The following is a 14,853-nucleotide window of genomic DNA, read 5'->3' on the forward strand; positions in this document are numbered from 1 at the left end:
CTGTATGTTTGGATTAGACACCTATATCATACATGATTTTCACTATGGTTGTTATTTTTTTATTCTATCTGTTGCATTTAATTTTACAATGAACCTATATTTTTTTGAGGAAAATTAAACCACACAATAAACTGCCCCTTTGATATGGTTATCAAAGGGGCAGTTTATTAATATTTATATATCTCCTGCAACTATTGTCTGGCTTCTATTTGGCCCGACTGATACTATTGAAACCTTAACTCCTGTATACTCTTCAATAAACCTTATATATTTCTTTGCATTGTCATGAAGCTCATCAAAGGATGACGCATTTTGAACAGAATCATCCCATCCATCAAACTCTTTGTATACAGGCCTGCACTTTGCAAGATCCTCCATCGATGCAGGGAAATAGTCTATAACCTTCCCGTCAAATTCGTATCCCACACATACTTTTATTTTGTCTATATTCGAAAGCGTATCAAGCTTTGTAATTGCAAGGCTTGTAAGGCCTGATAATCGTGCAGCATACTTAAGTATAACAAGGTCAAGCCAGCCGCACCTTCTTGCCCTGCCGGTCGTAGTTCCATACTCAAATCCCTTTTCTCTTATGTATTCTCCCATTTCATCCTCTAATTCAGTTGGAAATGGCCCCTTACCAACCCTTGTTGTATATGACTTGCATACACCAACAGCCCTTGAAATCATAGTGGGGCCAACTCCTGCACCTATGCATACTCCTCCTGAAATCGGGTGAGACGAAGTTACATATGGATATGTTCCATAATCAATATCCAAAAGCGTTCCCTGTGCTCCCTCAAATAACACCTTTTTATTTCCCTTTAGGGCATTATATACCACAACTGTAGTATCGGCTATATAATCCTTCAACCTGCTGTAATACTCAATGTATGAATTATATATAGCATTAAAGTCAAGCTCTTCTCCCTTATAAACATCTTTAATTATTCTATTTTTAACCTCAATGGCCGCCATGAGCCTTTCCTTAAAATACTCTGGATGTTTTAAATCACATACCCTAAGACCTGATCTTTCATGTTTATCTGAGTAGCAGGGACCAATTCCCTTTCCTGTAGTTCCAATATCTCCCTTGCCTCTGCTTTTTTCAGATAGACCGTCTAAAACCTTATGATACGGCATAATCAAATGTGCCCTATCGCTTATCACAAGTTTCTCAGGAGTAACCTTAACTCCCTCCCCCTCAAGATAGCTTATCTCATTTAAAAGGGCCTCAGGATCTATTACAACTCCATCCCCTATAACGCAGAGCTTATCATCATAAAGTATTCCTGATGGTATAAGATGAAGCTTATATTTCCTATCTCCCACTTCAACGGTATGGCCTGCGTTGTTTCCTCCCTGGTATCTTACAACAACATCAGAGCTCTCTGCTAAAAAGTCGGTAATCTTTCCCTTTCCTTCATCTCCCCATTGTGCTCCTATTACTACTGTTCCTGACATGAAATCACCTCATATTCTTCTTAAAATTTCTTTTGCTATTATTACCCCCGTGCATATGCCTTGGAAAGGCTCATTACAATTCCTGCCCCATCACCTGCATCAAAAAGGCTATTTATCTAAGTTTCAAGATGCAACCCCTTTCATAATATTTCAACCTCAGGGGTTATCTTTCAGTGTATCTTTTCGGGACCTCCAAATTTAATATATATTTTATCTATATAATCTATAGTCTTTAAAGTTCATCCTTCTTAACATATTCATCAAGTACCCCACCAAATTCAATTGTAATGGGTAATTTACCATCACTAAATACTCCTGCCCCCCTGAAATTATACCGCAGGGGCTGCAGTGCTGTCACTTAACATTCTTCTCATTTTTGAGGAATTTTAGACGATCCTCCCTGCTATAATAACACCATAATGCTAATATTACCCCTCCCGAAAAGGATTACATATTTATAGTAACAAAGCTAAAATGCATAGTCAAATAAAATCCGAACATTTATTTTTATTTTAGATATATATATTCGAATAATATTGAAATATATAATTAGATTTTAAACCTATTTGTAGTATTTAAAGACCATATATACTTCTTTTTTATTCGGGATTATAATAAATTGAGGATAATCCGTTGTGCTGGTTCAAGGGCTTAGCGGAGATAAAAAATATATGAAATTCACATTTTCAAATCCCGGGCCTTAGAACTTCTTTGCTAAGCGTACTGGTGAATGAAATATATTTTTTATCGCAGCGTCGATCTGTAAATTTATCTAGCACAACGAGTGAAGATATCATAAATTTATATGTGATTTTCAAACTAAAAAGTATATTATTTAAATTGGTTAATATGGTATAATTTCCATAATAAGATATAAGGAGGCTATTATGAGCATACCTAACATTCTTACTCTCATAAGATTCTTGCTTATACCTGTTTTTTATATTACTTTTTTTTCCGGAAGAGATAACGCCCTTGTTTTATCTATAATAGTTTTCTTTACCGCAGGTATAACAGACGTGCTGGATGGATATATTGCACGAAAATATAATATGATAACGAAGTGGGGAATAGTACTTGACCCGCTGGCGGACAAGCTTATGTCTATAATGGTTCTCTACTGTCTTTCAAGGGTTAATATAATTCCCACATGGGTTCTAATCGTTTTTTCAATTAAGGAAGGGTTCATGATTGCGGGAGGTGTAAAGCTTATAAGAAGCCATGTGGTGATACCTGCAAAGTATTATGGAAAGTATGCTACTCTTCTTTTTTATATATCAATCGGAATTATAATATTTAATGAGATTGCAGGAACCTATTTGATTTATGCATCAATACTAATGGCTGTATTTGCATTTATAAAGTACTTATCAAGTTTTATAAATATTCTTAGGGAACAAAAATAAAAAACAGCTTAAGTAGAACCTTAAGCCTGTCTTTTTTTTGCTTTTTTAATGAGTTTGTTGTTATGGGAAAAAATTTGTTTTGGAAATTCTCTGTCCAAGGGCATTGGTGAATGAAATATATTTTTATCAACATTATCAACATTTTTTTGATTAATTTTTTGTACTTATCTACAGTTTTATTATATCATTTTTTATAGGATCGGAGGAATAACTATGTCAGTTAGAAAAATATACTTTCTAATGGTTTTAAGCACAATATTTTGGGCAGGAGCTTTTATTGCAGGAAAGATATCCGGAAGCAGTATTCCCCCCTTTACGCTAACCTTTCTAAGGTTTTTATTTGCAGCCATAATACTTTATTTTGTCATAAGGAGAAAAGAGCTCACATTAATGATTGAAAAAAGAGATGTTCCCGTATTCCTTTTTACAGGAATAATCGGAATGTTTGGATATCATGTGCTGTTTTTTACTGCTTTAAGATATACGTCAGCAATAAATTCTTCTATAATAGGCGCTTCAAACCCTATTATAACTACTATACTGTCCTCAATTTTCCTTAAGGAAAGAATAAATATGAAAAGGATTGGTGGAATACTGCTTTCCTTTACAGGTGTATTTTTAACATTAACAAATGGAAGCCTATCCGTCATAAGAAACCTTTCATTTAACTATGGAGACATTATTATGTTCCTTGCGGTGCTAATGTGGGCATGCTACGGGGTGTTTAGTAAAAAGGTAATGCATATGTATTCTCCTCTTAAACTAACCTTTTACAGCTTTTTATTCTGCATAATCATTTTAATACCCTTTGTTATTTACGAGGCCCCCTGGACATTCCTATTGAAAGTGCCTTTTAATGCCTATGCTGCTGTGTTGTATATGAGCATTTTTCCATCAGTTATAGGGTATCTTGTACAACAAATTTCCATAAAGGAAATAGGTCCGGGTAAAACCTCTATTTTTATAAACCTTGTTCCTTTGTTTTCAATAATTCTCTCAGTAATAATTTTGGGGGAAGCAATTTCAATAAACAAGCTTTTTACAGCATTACTTATCATAACGGGAGTTTATATATGCCAGAAAAACTAACATTTCAGCATTTTCCTATCCATACAATCTATTATTTATTGTAAAAATGGGAAGAATATTGTTATGGAATATAACCTTTCATAGTGCAGATTATTGAAACGGAAAGGAGATAAATTATGAGGTTGGAAGGAAAAGTTGCTATAATAACCGGTGCATCCAGGGGAATAGGTGAAGCCATCGCATTAACCTTTGCAAAGGAAAGAGCCAAAATTGTTATAGCAAGCAGAAATGACAACGACCTTAAGGCAGTTGAAAATGAACTTGAACTTTTAGGTTCCGAATACCTTGCTATTCCTACGGACGTTACAAAGGAAGACGATGTAAACAGACTTATAACCGAAACGAAAAATAAGTTTGGAAAAATAGATATTTTAGTAAACAACGCTGGAATAGGGTTATTTAAGCCCATACTTGATATTACATTAAACGAATGGAACGAAGTTATGAACGTAAATGCCACAGGCACCTTCCTCTGTACAAAGGCTGTACTTCCTGTTATGCTTCATCATGGTTCTGGATGGATAGTAAATATCTGCTCCGATGCAAGCAGGAGAACCTTTGTAAATGGAAGCCTCTATTGCGCATCTAAACATGCACAGTATGCCTTTAGTGAAGCAGTTAATAGGGAGGTTCAAAAGAAAGGTATTCACGTAGGTTCCATACTTCCTGGAAATGTCGACACCTGTTTTAACGGCTCCGTTCAGGGCGCCGAGGATAAACAGTGGATGATAAAGGCTCAGGATATTGCAAATGCAGCCCTCTTCATGGTAACCCAGCCTGACAACATAGTTATAAATGAGATAGTGGTCCACCCGGTAATGCAAAACTATTGAAGGTACATAAAGACAGGATTCCTGTCTTTATTTTTTATAAGAGCATATACCAATACATTACCCACCTTCGAAATCAATTTCTAATTCACATTTCTCTGAAATAAAATAAAAATACCAAGGCTATAAAACCCCTGGTATTTCTACTTCTAACTGGAGCTTCATGGGGGACTCGAACCCCCGACCTGCTGATTACGAATCAGCTGCTCTACCGGCTGAGCTAATGAAGCATACACACTTATTATATTACTATATTTATTTCACATGTCAATATCACATTATATGGATAAATTTTTTTGAAACTAAATTGAAGTAATTAAACATCCATATAATCAGCCGATTACCCTTAGCTTTTAGCTTAAGCTTACCTATTGTACCGGTTGATTACAAAACAGTTAATAAAGGATATATTAATACAATAGGTTAAGTTTAGCCGACTATATGGATGTTCTATAAATTTACACATTGTGATACCTGTCAAGATTTGCAAATTTAGTGTACTGCCCAAGCCAGGCAAGTTCAACGGTTCCCGTAGGGCCGTTTCTCTGCTTTGCAATAATCACTTCACCTATGTTTTTCTTCTCAGTATCCTTGTTATAGTATTCATCCCTGTAAAGGAACATTACAAGGTCAGCGTCCTGCTCTATAGAACCTGATTCTCTAAGATCCGAAAGTATGGGCCTGTGATCAGCTCTAACCTCCGGAGCACGGGATAGCTGAGACAGAGCAATAACCGGTGCCTCCATCTCCTTTGCAAGGGCCTTTAAGGATCTCGATATTTCTGAAACCTCCTGCTGCCTGCTTTCAACATTCCTGCCTGCAGTCATAAGCTGAAGGTAGTCAACCATTATAAGATCAAGGCCCCTTTCAATTTTAAGCCTTCTACACTTTGAGCGCATCTCTGAAATTGAAATGCCTGGAGTATCATCTATAAATATTTTGCTGTTTGACATAGGCCCGGCTGCCCTTGCAAGCCTTATCCAGTCTTCATCATCAAGTTCACCTGTCCTGAGCTTCTGCATATCAACATTTGCTTCAGAACAAATCATTCTATATACCAGCTGTTCCTTTGACATTTCAAGGCTGAACAAGGCAACACTTTTCCCAGCCCTTAAAGCTGCATGAAGAGCAATGTTAAGTGTAAAAGCAGTTTTTCCCATTGAAGGCCTTGCTGCAATGAGAATCATATCCCCCTTCTGAAAACCCGACGTCTTTGCGTCAAGATCGATAAACCCTGATGGAATACCCGTTGTCTGTCCCTTGTTTTTATATAGGTTTTCAAACTGCTCAAAGCTTCTGGAGATGATTGAACTTAAATGCTCAAAATCTCTGTTTTCTCTTTTTTGTGATATTTCAAATATTTTCTTTTCTGCAAGGGATATTACTTCTCCAACGTCCTCCTGATCAGTATAGCATTTATCTATTATTTCATTGCTTGAAAGTATAAGCCTCCTTAGGGTATATTTTTCCTCAACTATTTTGGCATAATATTTAACGTTGGCAGTTGTTGGTACAGCTGTAACCAGCGTTGAAATATATGATACTCCCCCAACAGCATCCAGCTGATCCCTGCTTCTTAGGAGCTCCACAAGGGTTATCATATCAACAGGTTCGTCCTTATCATATATTTCCTTTATGGCATTAAATAAAATGCTGTGGGACTGCTTATAAAACTCATCGCCCTTTAAAATCTCAGTCGCATCTGCAATTGCGTTTTTATCAAGAAGCATAGCGCCTATAACCGACTGCTCCGCTTCAATGTTATGAGGAGGTACCCTTAAATTTTCCAAAATCCCACCTCCTAAAATACAATGTCAATAACCTCATTTATATTTGAAACAGGAATTATTTCAATATCCTCCAGGTTTTCCGGAAGGTCATTTTTATTCTCTTCAGGTATTAAAACAGTTTTTATTCCTCCCTGAATAGCACCATAAACCTTTTCCATCACACCACCAACGGGCTTTATATGTCCTAGAAGTGAGATCTCGCCTGTTATTGCAACATCCTGCCTTACAGGTTTTTTTGTTATGGCACTTAAAATGGCTATGGTTATTGCAACTCCAGCAGATGGACCATCAACATTCCCTCCCCCTACTATGTTCACATGAACATCATAGGTAGAAACGTCCTTACCCGTTATACTTCTTATAACTGTTCCTGCGTTGAAAACCGAATCCTTTGCCATTGAACCCGCAGTATCATTAAACCTTATGGTTCCCCCTTCACTCTGCCTTTCAAATGCAACGGCCTCTATTTCAAGTATGGAACCTAAAAATCCGCTTACTCCAAGTCCAAATACCTTTCCTACCTCTTTGTTATTGCTTGCATATTTCTTGCTATAGGGCGTTAGCCTCGCAAGGGATGCAACAGCATAAACATCCTCCCTTGTTATATGAACATTTTCCTCTCCCCTTTTGTAAATAACGTATCCATATACATCTGCCAGGATGTTTACTGCCTTTCTTCCCTCAATGGTATATTCACTTATGGTTTCAACCGCATCCTCATCTATTGTGATTTTTAACTTTTTTGATGCATTTAAAACTATTTTTTGAATATCTTTTTTTGTTAGAGGCTCGAAATATACTTCGGCACATCTTGATCTTAATGCGGCATTTATTTCATAAGGCTCCCTTGTAGTTGCACCAATCAATATGAAATCAGCAGGGGCACCATCTTCAAATAGCTTTTTAATATATGCCGGAACATTTTCATCATCAGGATCATAGTAGGATGATGAAAAATCAACACGCTTATCCTCTAAAACCTTTAAAAGCTTGTTTTGAAGAACAGGATCCATCTCCCCAATTTCATCTATAAATAAAACCCCTCCATGGGCATCCGTTACCAATCCTGGTTTTGGCTCCGGTACACCTATTTCTGCAAAATCCTTTTTTGATCCTTGATATATCGGGTCATGTACAGAACCTAAAAGAGGATTTGTAATTTCCCTTGGATCCCATCTAAGGGTTGTTCCATCCACCTCAACAAAGGGTGCATCATTTCTAAAAGGAGTTGACTTCATATTTTTAGCGATGGATAACGCAAGCCTTGCGGCACTTGTTTTTCCAACTCCGGGAGGGCCATATAGAATAATATGCTGTGGGTACGGAGATGCAATTTTTGATATAATAGCTGAAACAGCCCTTTCCTGTCCTATAATTTCATCAAGATTTGATGGCCTTAAAAGCTCCATAATTGACTTTGAAAGCTTTATTCCATCAAGTTTCTGGAGGTTTGCAAGCTTATTTAAGGTTTTTGAGTTTTCAGGACCGTTTTGCTTTTTTATTATGCTGAGCTTAAGCTCATCTATAAGCTTGTCCTGCTTTTCCTCGAGAAGTTTTTCAACCTCCATTTCAATCCTGTTTTCTATATGCCTTCTGGCTATTATAATCGATAACTCCTTCTCGATTTTCTCAAGAACAAAAATCGGGTCATCAATGTAGGCCTCTTCCTTTAATACCAGCCTTTGAAGGGCATGAATTCTGTCTTCTATGCATGTGCTTTCAAAGTCCTCTCCAAGCCCTTCCTTTTCAATTGCTTCACTAATATATTCCTCTCCCCAGAGTTTTTTCATCAAATCCATTATTGCGTCAACCTGTGCAAATAGTCTTTTATATCCGCTGTCCAAATTGGTATCTACATATTTTGCTGCGTATAGTTTTTGCTTCGTCACAAAAAAACTCCTCTCTAAATTTGAGATATATTAACTTTTAACCTTGCAGAAACTTCAGGATAAACCTTAACTTCGATATTATATACTCCGGTAGTCTTGATTGCTTCGTCAAGTACGATTTTTTTCTTATCTATATCAATCTTATACTGCTTTTTAAGTTCATCTGCTATATCCTTTGAAGTTATTGAACCAAACAGCTTCCCATTTTCTCCTGTCTTTACTGATATATTCAGAGTATATTCTGATATTTGTTTTGCAAGCTCTCTTGCCCTTTGAAGTTCTTCTGCCTTTCTCTTCGCTTCGCTTGCTTTTTGAAGCTCCAACGTCTTCATGTTTCCCTCAGTTGCTTCGATTGCAAGCCCCCTCGGGAAAAGGAAGTTCCTTGCATATCCGTCTGAAGTGTTTATTACATCTCCCTTTTTACCTAATCCTTTAACATCCTGCTTCAATATTACCTTCATTTCCTGTCACTCTCCTTTAAGTAATTATTTATAGAATCTATAAGCATTTTTTTCGCATCCTCAATTGATATATTTGAAAGTCTTGCTCCTGCAATTGTCATATGGCCACCTCCGCCTATCCCCTCAAGTATAAGCTGGACGTTTATATCTCCAAAGGAACGACCACTTACCATTATATCATTTCCAAAGGGAGCAAGTACAAAAGAAGCATCAACACCATTTATTTTAAGGAGTTCATCTGCCGCCTGGGGAACGATTATATTGTTTTTAACTTCTTCCCTGCTAACTGCAATGGCTATTCCATTATTGATCTCAGCACTGCTTACTATCTTGGTTCTTTCAATATAGGTTTCAAAATCATCTGAGAAAAGCTTTCTAACCTCAATTAAATCTGCACCAAGTCTTCTTAAAAAACCTGCAGCTTCAAAGGTTCTAACTCCAGTTTTAAATGTAAAGTTTTTAGTATCAAGATATATTCCTGCAATAAGGGCCTGTGCTTCTATCTCCTTAAGGTCGGGTTTATCGTTTAAATACTGAAGTATTTCGGTCACCAGCTCACAGGTAGAGGATGCATAGGTTTCAACATAGGAAATTGTTGCATTATCTATAAAATCAACGCTCTTCCTGTGATGATCAATGACCACTATATTTCTCACCCTGTCTAAAAGCTCCGGATATTCAACAAAATTTTTTCTGTTTACATCCACAATAATGAGTAGTGGATTTCTAACTGTCTTTTGGAGTGCTGTTTCATTGTTTATTAGTACCTCCCTATATCCCTCAAGCTTATATAGTCTATCCACTACCTTTTCAATAGACTTGTTTACCCTGTTTAGAACTATATATGCCTCCTTGCCCCTCTGCCTGCACCCTCTATACATACCAAGGGCAGCACCAAAGCTGTCTATATCCGGGGAATCATGCCCCATTATAATAACTTCGCTGCTCTCATCTATAAGCTCCGATATTGCGTGGGCAATAACCCTTGCCTTAACCCTTGTTCTCTTTTCAACTTCCTTTGTCTTACCCCCAAAGAAGGAGAGCCTGTCACCATCCTTGATTACCGCCTGATCGCCGCCCCTCCCAAGCGCAAGGTCTTTTGCTGCAACTGCATATTCATGAATTTTATAGGGATTATCCCCGTTTTTACCTATTCCTATGCTGAGCGTTACAGGTATTTTATTCCCTACATATATCTCCCTTATGGTATCGAGTATATCAAACTTTCTATCAACTATCTGGTTAAACATTGCATTTTCAAAAACAATTACATACTTATTATCATCATACTTTCTCATAAGAGCATTTATTGAAACAGCAAAGGCAGTTATTTTCTTATCAACTTCGGCAATAAGTGCCGGCCTGTTTTCTTCCTCGGTGCTTTTAATTACCTCATCGTAATTATCAACCTCTATTAAACCCACAATTGGCTTTTTATCGTTATACATTTCATATAGTGTATAATAATCAGTTTTATTTATAAAGTAAAGGAGAAATATAAATCTTTTTGATTGTCTTTCTCCGCTTATTTCAACTGGGCTAACAAGGACGTTATATATATCCTTCTCTATTTCAACCCTTTCATACAAATTAATATTTTTTTCAAGAACCCTCTGAGGATCAAAATCCTTTATTATAACATCTATTCTCTTTCCATATACCTTCTGAGAAGTAATTCCTGAAAAAAGGCTGTTTACCCACAATATTTGTCCATCACTATTAACTATAACAAGTGGAACTGGAATTTTGGATAGTGTGTTTCTGCCTGCAACGTCAAGATTTTCCGATAAGTCCTCAACAATTCTGTCAAGGCCAGCCTTCCTGAGCCTGTTAATTTTTAAATTATATATAACCAGATACCCGAATATAACAAGCCCTGCTATTCCTATATATGTGTTATAGAAAAATACGACACCAATTAGCACAGCTATGATAGTCATATATAGCTTAGTATTTGGGAAAAACATTTTGAATCTTTTATCCATAAATAACCCTCCATCTATTGGGGTTTATAATCTTCCGTTTCTACCAATCCTCTTAACATCCAGCCTTCTGAAATTAACAATATAATCAATAAGCCCTATATAAAATATAATCTGGGTTAGGGGAGAAATAATTAAAAATGCCTCTATAATAAATATAATAAACTTTGGAAATTTCCTGTACTTAAGAAAGTAACTTACCACTGCAAGCCCATCAAGTGTAAAAATAAATGAAAAAATCAAATAAGCATTCATTAAATATTGATCGCTGCTGTTATAATTCATGCTTGAAACTATATATCCAAGTATTACAATTGCCATCATGGCAAAGGAAAGCTGGCTAGGTATGTAAAACTCAGAAAAGGGTTTTACATTTTCTACATCAATTCCAAGCCTCTTAAATACCCTGTTAGAAATTATATATATTAAAAAGGCTTCTATTATTGAATAAATAGCTAGAATTGCAGGGATGATTGATTTTATAATTTCTATATCATAAACGGATTTTAAAATTGTATCCAGTTCTTTCTTCGATATACCATATTTTATATAAGTATCCTTTATTGTATTCAAGCTTTGTTCAAAGGAGTTTATGGTGTCCCCTATGATATCATGTCCACTAATCAGGCTATAAACTTTAATTGTCATCATAGATGATATAAAGGTTGCGGCAAATAAAAGCAAGAGCGTGAAAAAAGCCGACTCCCTATTTTTAATACTATATCCAATCGCTATGCCAATACATCCATAAACTACAGCAATTTCAACTGCTGAAAGTGGATGTACAAGAGTTGATGCCAAAGCTGCTGTTATCATAATTGAAGCTATACTATATTTAGCATTATGCTTTATATATATAATTGCAGCAGGAAGCGGCCAAAGAAAAACTCCAACAAAGTAAAACAGAGGTACTGAAATTCCTACTGCTGTAAAAATTACCGAAATAACCGTTAAAAAAACTGTTTCCAGCACTGCCCTTTTGTTACTGTCACCATTCATTTAATATCCTCCTTATAAATCCCTTGCATCCCTTATATATGATATAAGCTTCGAATAATCCTGATATTCCTTTTCAACGCTATTGTCTTCCAGCAAACCAAGCTTTAATTTTTTTATAATCCTCTCATCTATCGCATTATAGTTAATACCAAGCCTTTTTCCCAGTAAATATGACAGTATGATTATTTCTGAAAGCTCATCGGTAATTTCATCCATACTCGTTTTGTTTCCCCTGGCCATACTTGTAAAAAGGTCCGCCACAGAAGACAATAAAAAGGTTTTATAGCTTTCAATTAATTTTATATTCCCCATTATATCAAAATCTTCACCATTAAACACAGCAAGCACCCCCACAAAACAATCTTTATATACAAACTATTTTAGATTATGCCATATAATCATAAAATTAATCATCATTTATAAAACAGTTCGGAATATGCTAAAATAATAATTTTCAAAATTTATTTCTTTTTATTAATGCTACAACATCATACTGCATTTATCAAGCTTTTTTGAAGGCGTACAATAAAAGGAGTGGCCAAGGCCACTCCCATTTATACTATTCTGTAGTGTATGGTAAAAGTGCAACGTTTCTAGCTCTCTTTATTGCAACTGTAAGCTCTCTCTGATGCTTTGCGCAGTTGCCGGAAATTCTTCTTGGAAGAATCTTTCCTCTTTCCGTTATATACTTTTTGAGCTTAGCCACGTCTTTGTAATCTATTGTTTCAACCTTATCCATACAGAAAGAACAAACTCTCTTCTTTGCTCTTCTCTGCTTGGAATTCTTTCTTACATTCGCCATTACTATCCCTCCTTACCTATAGAATTAGAATGGAATATCGTCGTCTCCATCGACGGGGAAAAAGCCAGTATCATCGCTTACGTTAACATCATCATGGCTTATTCCTCCCCTGAAACCTGAACCTCCGTCCTTATTAGGCCAATCCAGGAACTTTACTTCATCAGCAACAACATCGGTCCTGTATCTTTTGCTTCCATCCTGGGCCTGGTAACTGCTTGTTTGAATTGAGCCTGAAACAGCAACCATTCTTCCCTTTGAAAGGTTGTTGGCTACTACTTCAGCAAGCTTTCTCCAGCATATGATTGGAATGAAATCAGCTTCCCTTTGACCACTTTGACCTACATAGTTCCTATCAACCGCCAGTGTAAAGGTGGCCACGGCAATTCCCGTTCCCGCAGTAAATCTTAACTCAGGGTCACGAGCTAATCTGCCAATTAAAAACACCTTGTTCATTATTACACCACCTTAAAATTAATCAAATTTAACTACGATATGCCTAATTACATTGTCGGAGATTCTTAAAAGTCTGTCTAATTCTCTAGGTAATTCAGGGTTAGCAGTGAAGTTTACAAGAAAATAATAACCTTCGTTAAACTTGTTGATTTCATAGGCAAGTCTTCTCTTACCCCATTCATCAACATTGTCAACAACGCCACCACCATTTTCTATTATACCCTTCACTCTTTCAACTGCACCTTTAACTTCTTCTTCGTTTAAAGTAGGTGCAAGTACAACTAAAGCTTCGTACTTCTTCATGACGCTTCACCTCCTCCCCTCGGACTAACGGCTCATAAATGAGCAGGGATTACAACAGTCCTATTCTATCACATTATTTATGATTCATCAACACTTTTGTTTTCCTGGACATTGCTTTTTATTATTTTTTTAACTGCCTTTTCAAACTGGCTTCTCGGCATCATAACTATTCTACCACAGCCAAGGCATTTTATTTTTATATCTGCGCCAAGCCTTATGACTTCCCATTCATTGCTGCCGCAGGGGTGCTGCTTTCTTGTTTGAACAATATCACCTAAATTAAATACCTTTATCAAACTTCATCCTCCTTCGTTTCATTTATTACAACCCTCTTTTGATATGGTATTTCTATACCTTCTTTATCGAGGGCATATTTAATTCTTTTTCTGAGCTCCCTTTCAACAGCCCACTGTTCCATAGGAATTGTCTTTGCAACAACCGTTATTTTTACACCAAGCTCGCCAAGCTCTGTAACTCCAAGTACGTCTGGACCATCTGTTATTGTTTTTATATCGTTTTTAGCTTCCTCACAAACCTTCCTTATTATTTTTATAGCCGCATCTATGTCGTCTTCATAGGATATACTTACATCAACAAGGGCCCTCATATTTCCTCTTGATTTGTTTGTTACTTTAGTTATTGCTCCATTAGGAATTATATGTAAATCTCCTGTAAAATCCCTTATTTTTGTGATTCTTAGGCCTAAAGTTTCAACAAAGCCGCTCATATTATCAACCTGAATATAATCTCCAACGGCAAATTGATCTTCAAAAAGTATAAAAAAACCTGAAATAATGTCCTTTATAAGGCTTTGAGCACCAAAGCCTACGGCAACTCCTCCAACTCCTAATACCCCTGTAAGTGTCATGGCAAATCCAGGATTTATAATGGATATTGTCCACATCACAGCAAGTAAATACATGACATATCTTAAAATACTTTTTAATAGTTCGCTTAAGGTGTCTGCTTTTTTTTCACTTACCCCAAACCTGGAGTTTTTCTGCTTATTGAAGAATTTTTCTATAAGCACGTTTCCAACTTTGATTATAATCTTCGTTATTATGATTATAGCTATTATCCATGCGACCTTTTTTAAAAAGTCAGTTACTTCAGCAGTATTCATGCTGAACCCCATTACTTCAATTATTCCCCTGTCTATTTTAAACTGCATTCTACTCCTCCTTACATCTCAATCTAACTATATTTATATCCATAATCAGTGATTTTTTCAATTAAAATAGTGTAAAGAAATTTGAAATATATAAATATAATACTATTAGCTTTCATCCATCATTCCATCAAAGAAGCATTGCTTCCATAAGCCTTATCTATTCTCCTAACAAAGATGTGGCTGAAAAGATAGTGAATTCGTTAAACTCACATATGCT

The 14,853-nt window shown here is 36.2% G+C and carries 16 protein-coding genes and 1 tRNA gene; 3 read left to right on the top strand and 14 right to left on the bottom strand.

Features of this window, described 5'->3' with window-relative positions; all coding sequences use genetic code 11:
- Nucleotides 1-174 precede the first annotated feature (174 nt).
- Both EDD71_RS12710 and EDD71_RS15965 read right to left on the bottom strand, forming a co-directional pair.
- Entirely contained in the window at nucleotides 175-1,461 is a 1,287-nt protein-coding gene (locus tag EDD71_RS12710; RefSeq protein ID WP_133629119.1) for an adenylosuccinate synthase, read from the bottom strand.
- A 232-nt stretch (nucleotides 1,462-1,693) separates the two neighbouring features.
- Nucleotides 1,694-1,819 (bottom strand): hypothetical protein, encoded by a 126-nt coding sequence (locus tag EDD71_RS15965; protein WP_279233033.1) that lies wholly within the window; start codon nucleotides 1,817-1,819, stop codon nucleotides 1,694-1,696.
- A 529-nt stretch (nucleotides 1,820-2,348) separates the two neighbouring features.
- On the opposite strand from EDD71_RS15965, the gene EDD71_RS12715 reads away from it, so the two are divergent.
- The 3 genes from EDD71_RS12715 to EDD71_RS12725 all read left to right on the top strand — a co-directional run bounded on the left by EDD71_RS12715 (nucleotide 2,349) and on the right by EDD71_RS12725 (nucleotide 4,789).
- A complete protein-coding gene (locus EDD71_RS12715) occupies nucleotides 2,349-2,867 on the top strand; it encodes a CDP-alcohol phosphatidyltransferase family protein (RefSeq protein ID WP_133629120.1) in 519 nt (172 codons plus the stop codon).
- A 213-nt stretch (nucleotides 2,868-3,080) separates the two neighbouring features.
- Nucleotides 3,081-3,956, top strand: coding sequence for a DMT family transporter (locus EDD71_RS12720; protein WP_133629121.1), 876 nt, complete (start codon nucleotides 3,081-3,083; stop codon nucleotides 3,954-3,956).
- A gap of 116 nt (nucleotides 3,957-4,072) precedes the next feature.
- Nucleotides 4,073-4,789 (top strand): SDR family oxidoreductase, encoded by a 717-nt coding sequence (locus tag EDD71_RS12725; protein ID WP_207669348.1) that lies wholly within the window; start codon nucleotides 4,073-4,075, stop codon nucleotides 4,787-4,789.
- A gap of 151 nt (nucleotides 4,790-4,940) precedes the next feature.
- Here EDD71_RS12725 and EDD71_RS12730 read toward each other — a convergent pair.
- The 12 genes from EDD71_RS12730 to EDD71_RS12785 form a co-directional block, all read right to left on the bottom strand.
- Nucleotides 4,941-5,016: transfer RNA gene (locus tag EDD71_RS12730), tRNA-Thr, on the bottom strand.
- A gap of 228 nt (nucleotides 5,017-5,244) precedes the next feature.
- Nucleotides 5,245-6,579: a replicative DNA helicase gene (locus EDD71_RS12735; protein WP_133629122.1), complete on the bottom strand. Its 1,335-nt coding sequence runs from the start codon at nucleotides 6,577-6,579 to the stop codon at nucleotides 5,245-5,247.
- A gap of 8 nt (nucleotides 6,580-6,587) precedes the next feature.
- Nucleotides 6,588-8,420 carry a Lon family ATP-dependent protease gene (lonC, locus tag EDD71_RS12740; protein ID WP_423244832.1) on the bottom strand — a complete coding sequence of 611 codons (1,833 nt, stop codon included), beginning with the start codon at nucleotides 8,418-8,420 and terminating at the stop codon, nucleotides 6,588-6,590.
- Nucleotides 8,421-8,479: 59 nt separating this feature from the next.
- Nucleotides 8,480-8,926 (bottom strand): 50S ribosomal protein L9, encoded by a 447-nt coding sequence (rplI, locus tag EDD71_RS12745; RefSeq protein WP_133629123.1) that lies wholly within the window; start codon nucleotides 8,924-8,926, stop codon nucleotides 8,480-8,482.
- The gene (locus tag EDD71_RS12750) at nucleotides 8,923-10,911 is read right to left on the bottom strand and encodes a DHH family phosphoesterase (protein WP_133629124.1); all 1,989 of its coding nucleotides are present in this window, start codon (nucleotides 10,909-10,911) and stop codon (nucleotides 8,923-8,925) included. Before EDD71_RS12750 ends, rplI begins: the two co-directional genes overlap by 4 nt.
- Before the next feature lie 24 nt (nucleotides 10,912-10,935).
- The gene (locus tag EDD71_RS12755) at nucleotides 10,936-11,907 is read right to left on the bottom strand and encodes a YybS family protein (RefSeq protein WP_133629125.1); all 972 of its coding nucleotides are present in this window, start codon (nucleotides 11,905-11,907) and stop codon (nucleotides 10,936-10,938) included.
- A 12-nt stretch (nucleotides 11,908-11,919) separates the two neighbouring features.
- Nucleotides 11,920-12,246 carry a MazG-like family protein gene (locus EDD71_RS12760; RefSeq protein WP_133629126.1) on the bottom strand — a complete coding sequence of 109 codons (327 nt, stop codon included), beginning with the start codon at nucleotides 12,244-12,246 and terminating at the stop codon, nucleotides 11,920-11,922.
- Nucleotides 12,247-12,466: 220 nt separating this feature from the next.
- Nucleotides 12,467-12,709: a 30S ribosomal protein S18 gene (gene rpsR, locus EDD71_RS12765; RefSeq protein ID WP_133629127.1), complete on the bottom strand. Its 243-nt coding sequence runs from the start codon at nucleotides 12,707-12,709 to the stop codon at nucleotides 12,467-12,469.
- Nucleotides 12,710-12,733: 24 nt separating this feature from the next.
- A complete protein-coding gene (locus tag EDD71_RS12770; protein ID WP_133629128.1) occupies nucleotides 12,734-13,162 on the bottom strand; it encodes a single-stranded DNA-binding protein in 429 nt (142 codons plus the stop codon).
- Between the two features lie 18 nt (nucleotides 13,163-13,180).
- Complete coding sequence (rpsF, locus tag EDD71_RS12775; protein WP_133629129.1) at nucleotides 13,181-13,465, bottom strand: 30S ribosomal protein S6; 285 nt, start codon at nucleotides 13,463-13,465, stop codon at nucleotides 13,181-13,183.
- Nucleotides 13,466-13,542: 77 nt separating this feature from the next.
- On the bottom strand, nucleotides 13,543-13,761 hold the full coding sequence (locus tag EDD71_RS12780) for a DUF951 domain-containing protein (RefSeq protein ID WP_133629130.1): 219 nt from the start codon (nucleotides 13,759-13,761) through the stop codon (nucleotides 13,543-13,545).
- Nucleotides 13,758-14,636 carry a mechanosensitive ion channel family protein gene (locus tag EDD71_RS12785; RefSeq protein WP_243116466.1) on the bottom strand — a complete coding sequence of 293 codons (879 nt, stop codon included), beginning with the start codon at nucleotides 14,634-14,636 and terminating at the stop codon, nucleotides 13,758-13,760. Before EDD71_RS12785 ends, EDD71_RS12780 begins: the two co-directional genes overlap by 4 nt.
- Between the last annotated feature and the right edge of the window lie 217 nt (nucleotides 14,637-14,853).

This window comes from Fonticella tunisiensis (genome assembly GCF_004364155.1).
Lineage (GTDB): Bacteria > Bacillota > Clostridia > Clostridiales > Caloramatoraceae > Fonticella > Fonticella tunisiensis.

Excerpts from the sequence above, each read along its gene's own strand:
- EDD71_RS12710 (WP_133629119.1), bottom strand. The coding sequence starts at position 1,461 with ATGTCAGGAACAGTAGTAATAGGAGCACAATGGGGAGATGAAGGAAAG.
- EDD71_RS12715 (WP_133629120.1), top strand. The coding sequence starts at position 2,349 with ATGAGCATACCTAACATTCTTACTCTCATAAGATTCTTGCTTATACCT.
- EDD71_RS12720 (WP_133629121.1), top strand. The coding sequence starts at position 3,081 with ATGTCAGTTAGAAAAATATACTTTCTAATGGTTTTAAGCACAATATTT.
- EDD71_RS12725 (WP_207669348.1), top strand. The coding sequence starts at position 4,073 with ATGAGGTTGGAAGGAAAAGTTGCTATAATAACCGGTGCATCCAGGGGA.
- rplI (WP_133629123.1), bottom strand. The coding sequence starts at position 8,926 with ATGAAGGTAATATTGAAGCAGGATGTTAAAGGATTAGGTAAAAAGGGA.
- EDD71_RS12750 (WP_133629124.1), bottom strand. The coding sequence starts at position 10,911 with ATGGATAAAAGATTCAAAATGTTTTTCCCAAATACTAAGCTATATATG.
- EDD71_RS12755 (WP_133629125.1), bottom strand. The coding sequence starts at position 11,907 with ATGAATGGTGACAGTAACAAAAGGGCAGTGCTGGAAACAGTTTTTTTA.
- rpsR (WP_133629127.1), bottom strand. The coding sequence starts at position 12,709 with ATGGCGAATGTAAGAAAGAATTCCAAGCAGAGAAGAGCAAAGAAGAGA.
- EDD71_RS12770 (WP_133629128.1), bottom strand. The coding sequence starts at position 13,162 with ATGAACAAGGTGTTTTTAATTGGCAGATTAGCTCGTGACCCTGAGTTA.
- rpsF (WP_133629129.1), bottom strand. The coding sequence starts at position 13,465 with ATGAAGAAGTACGAAGCTTTAGTTGTACTTGCACCTACTTTAAACGAA.
- EDD71_RS12785 (WP_243116466.1), bottom strand. The coding sequence starts at position 14,636 with ATGCAGTTTAAAATAGACAGGGGAATAATTGAAGTAATGGGGTTCAGC.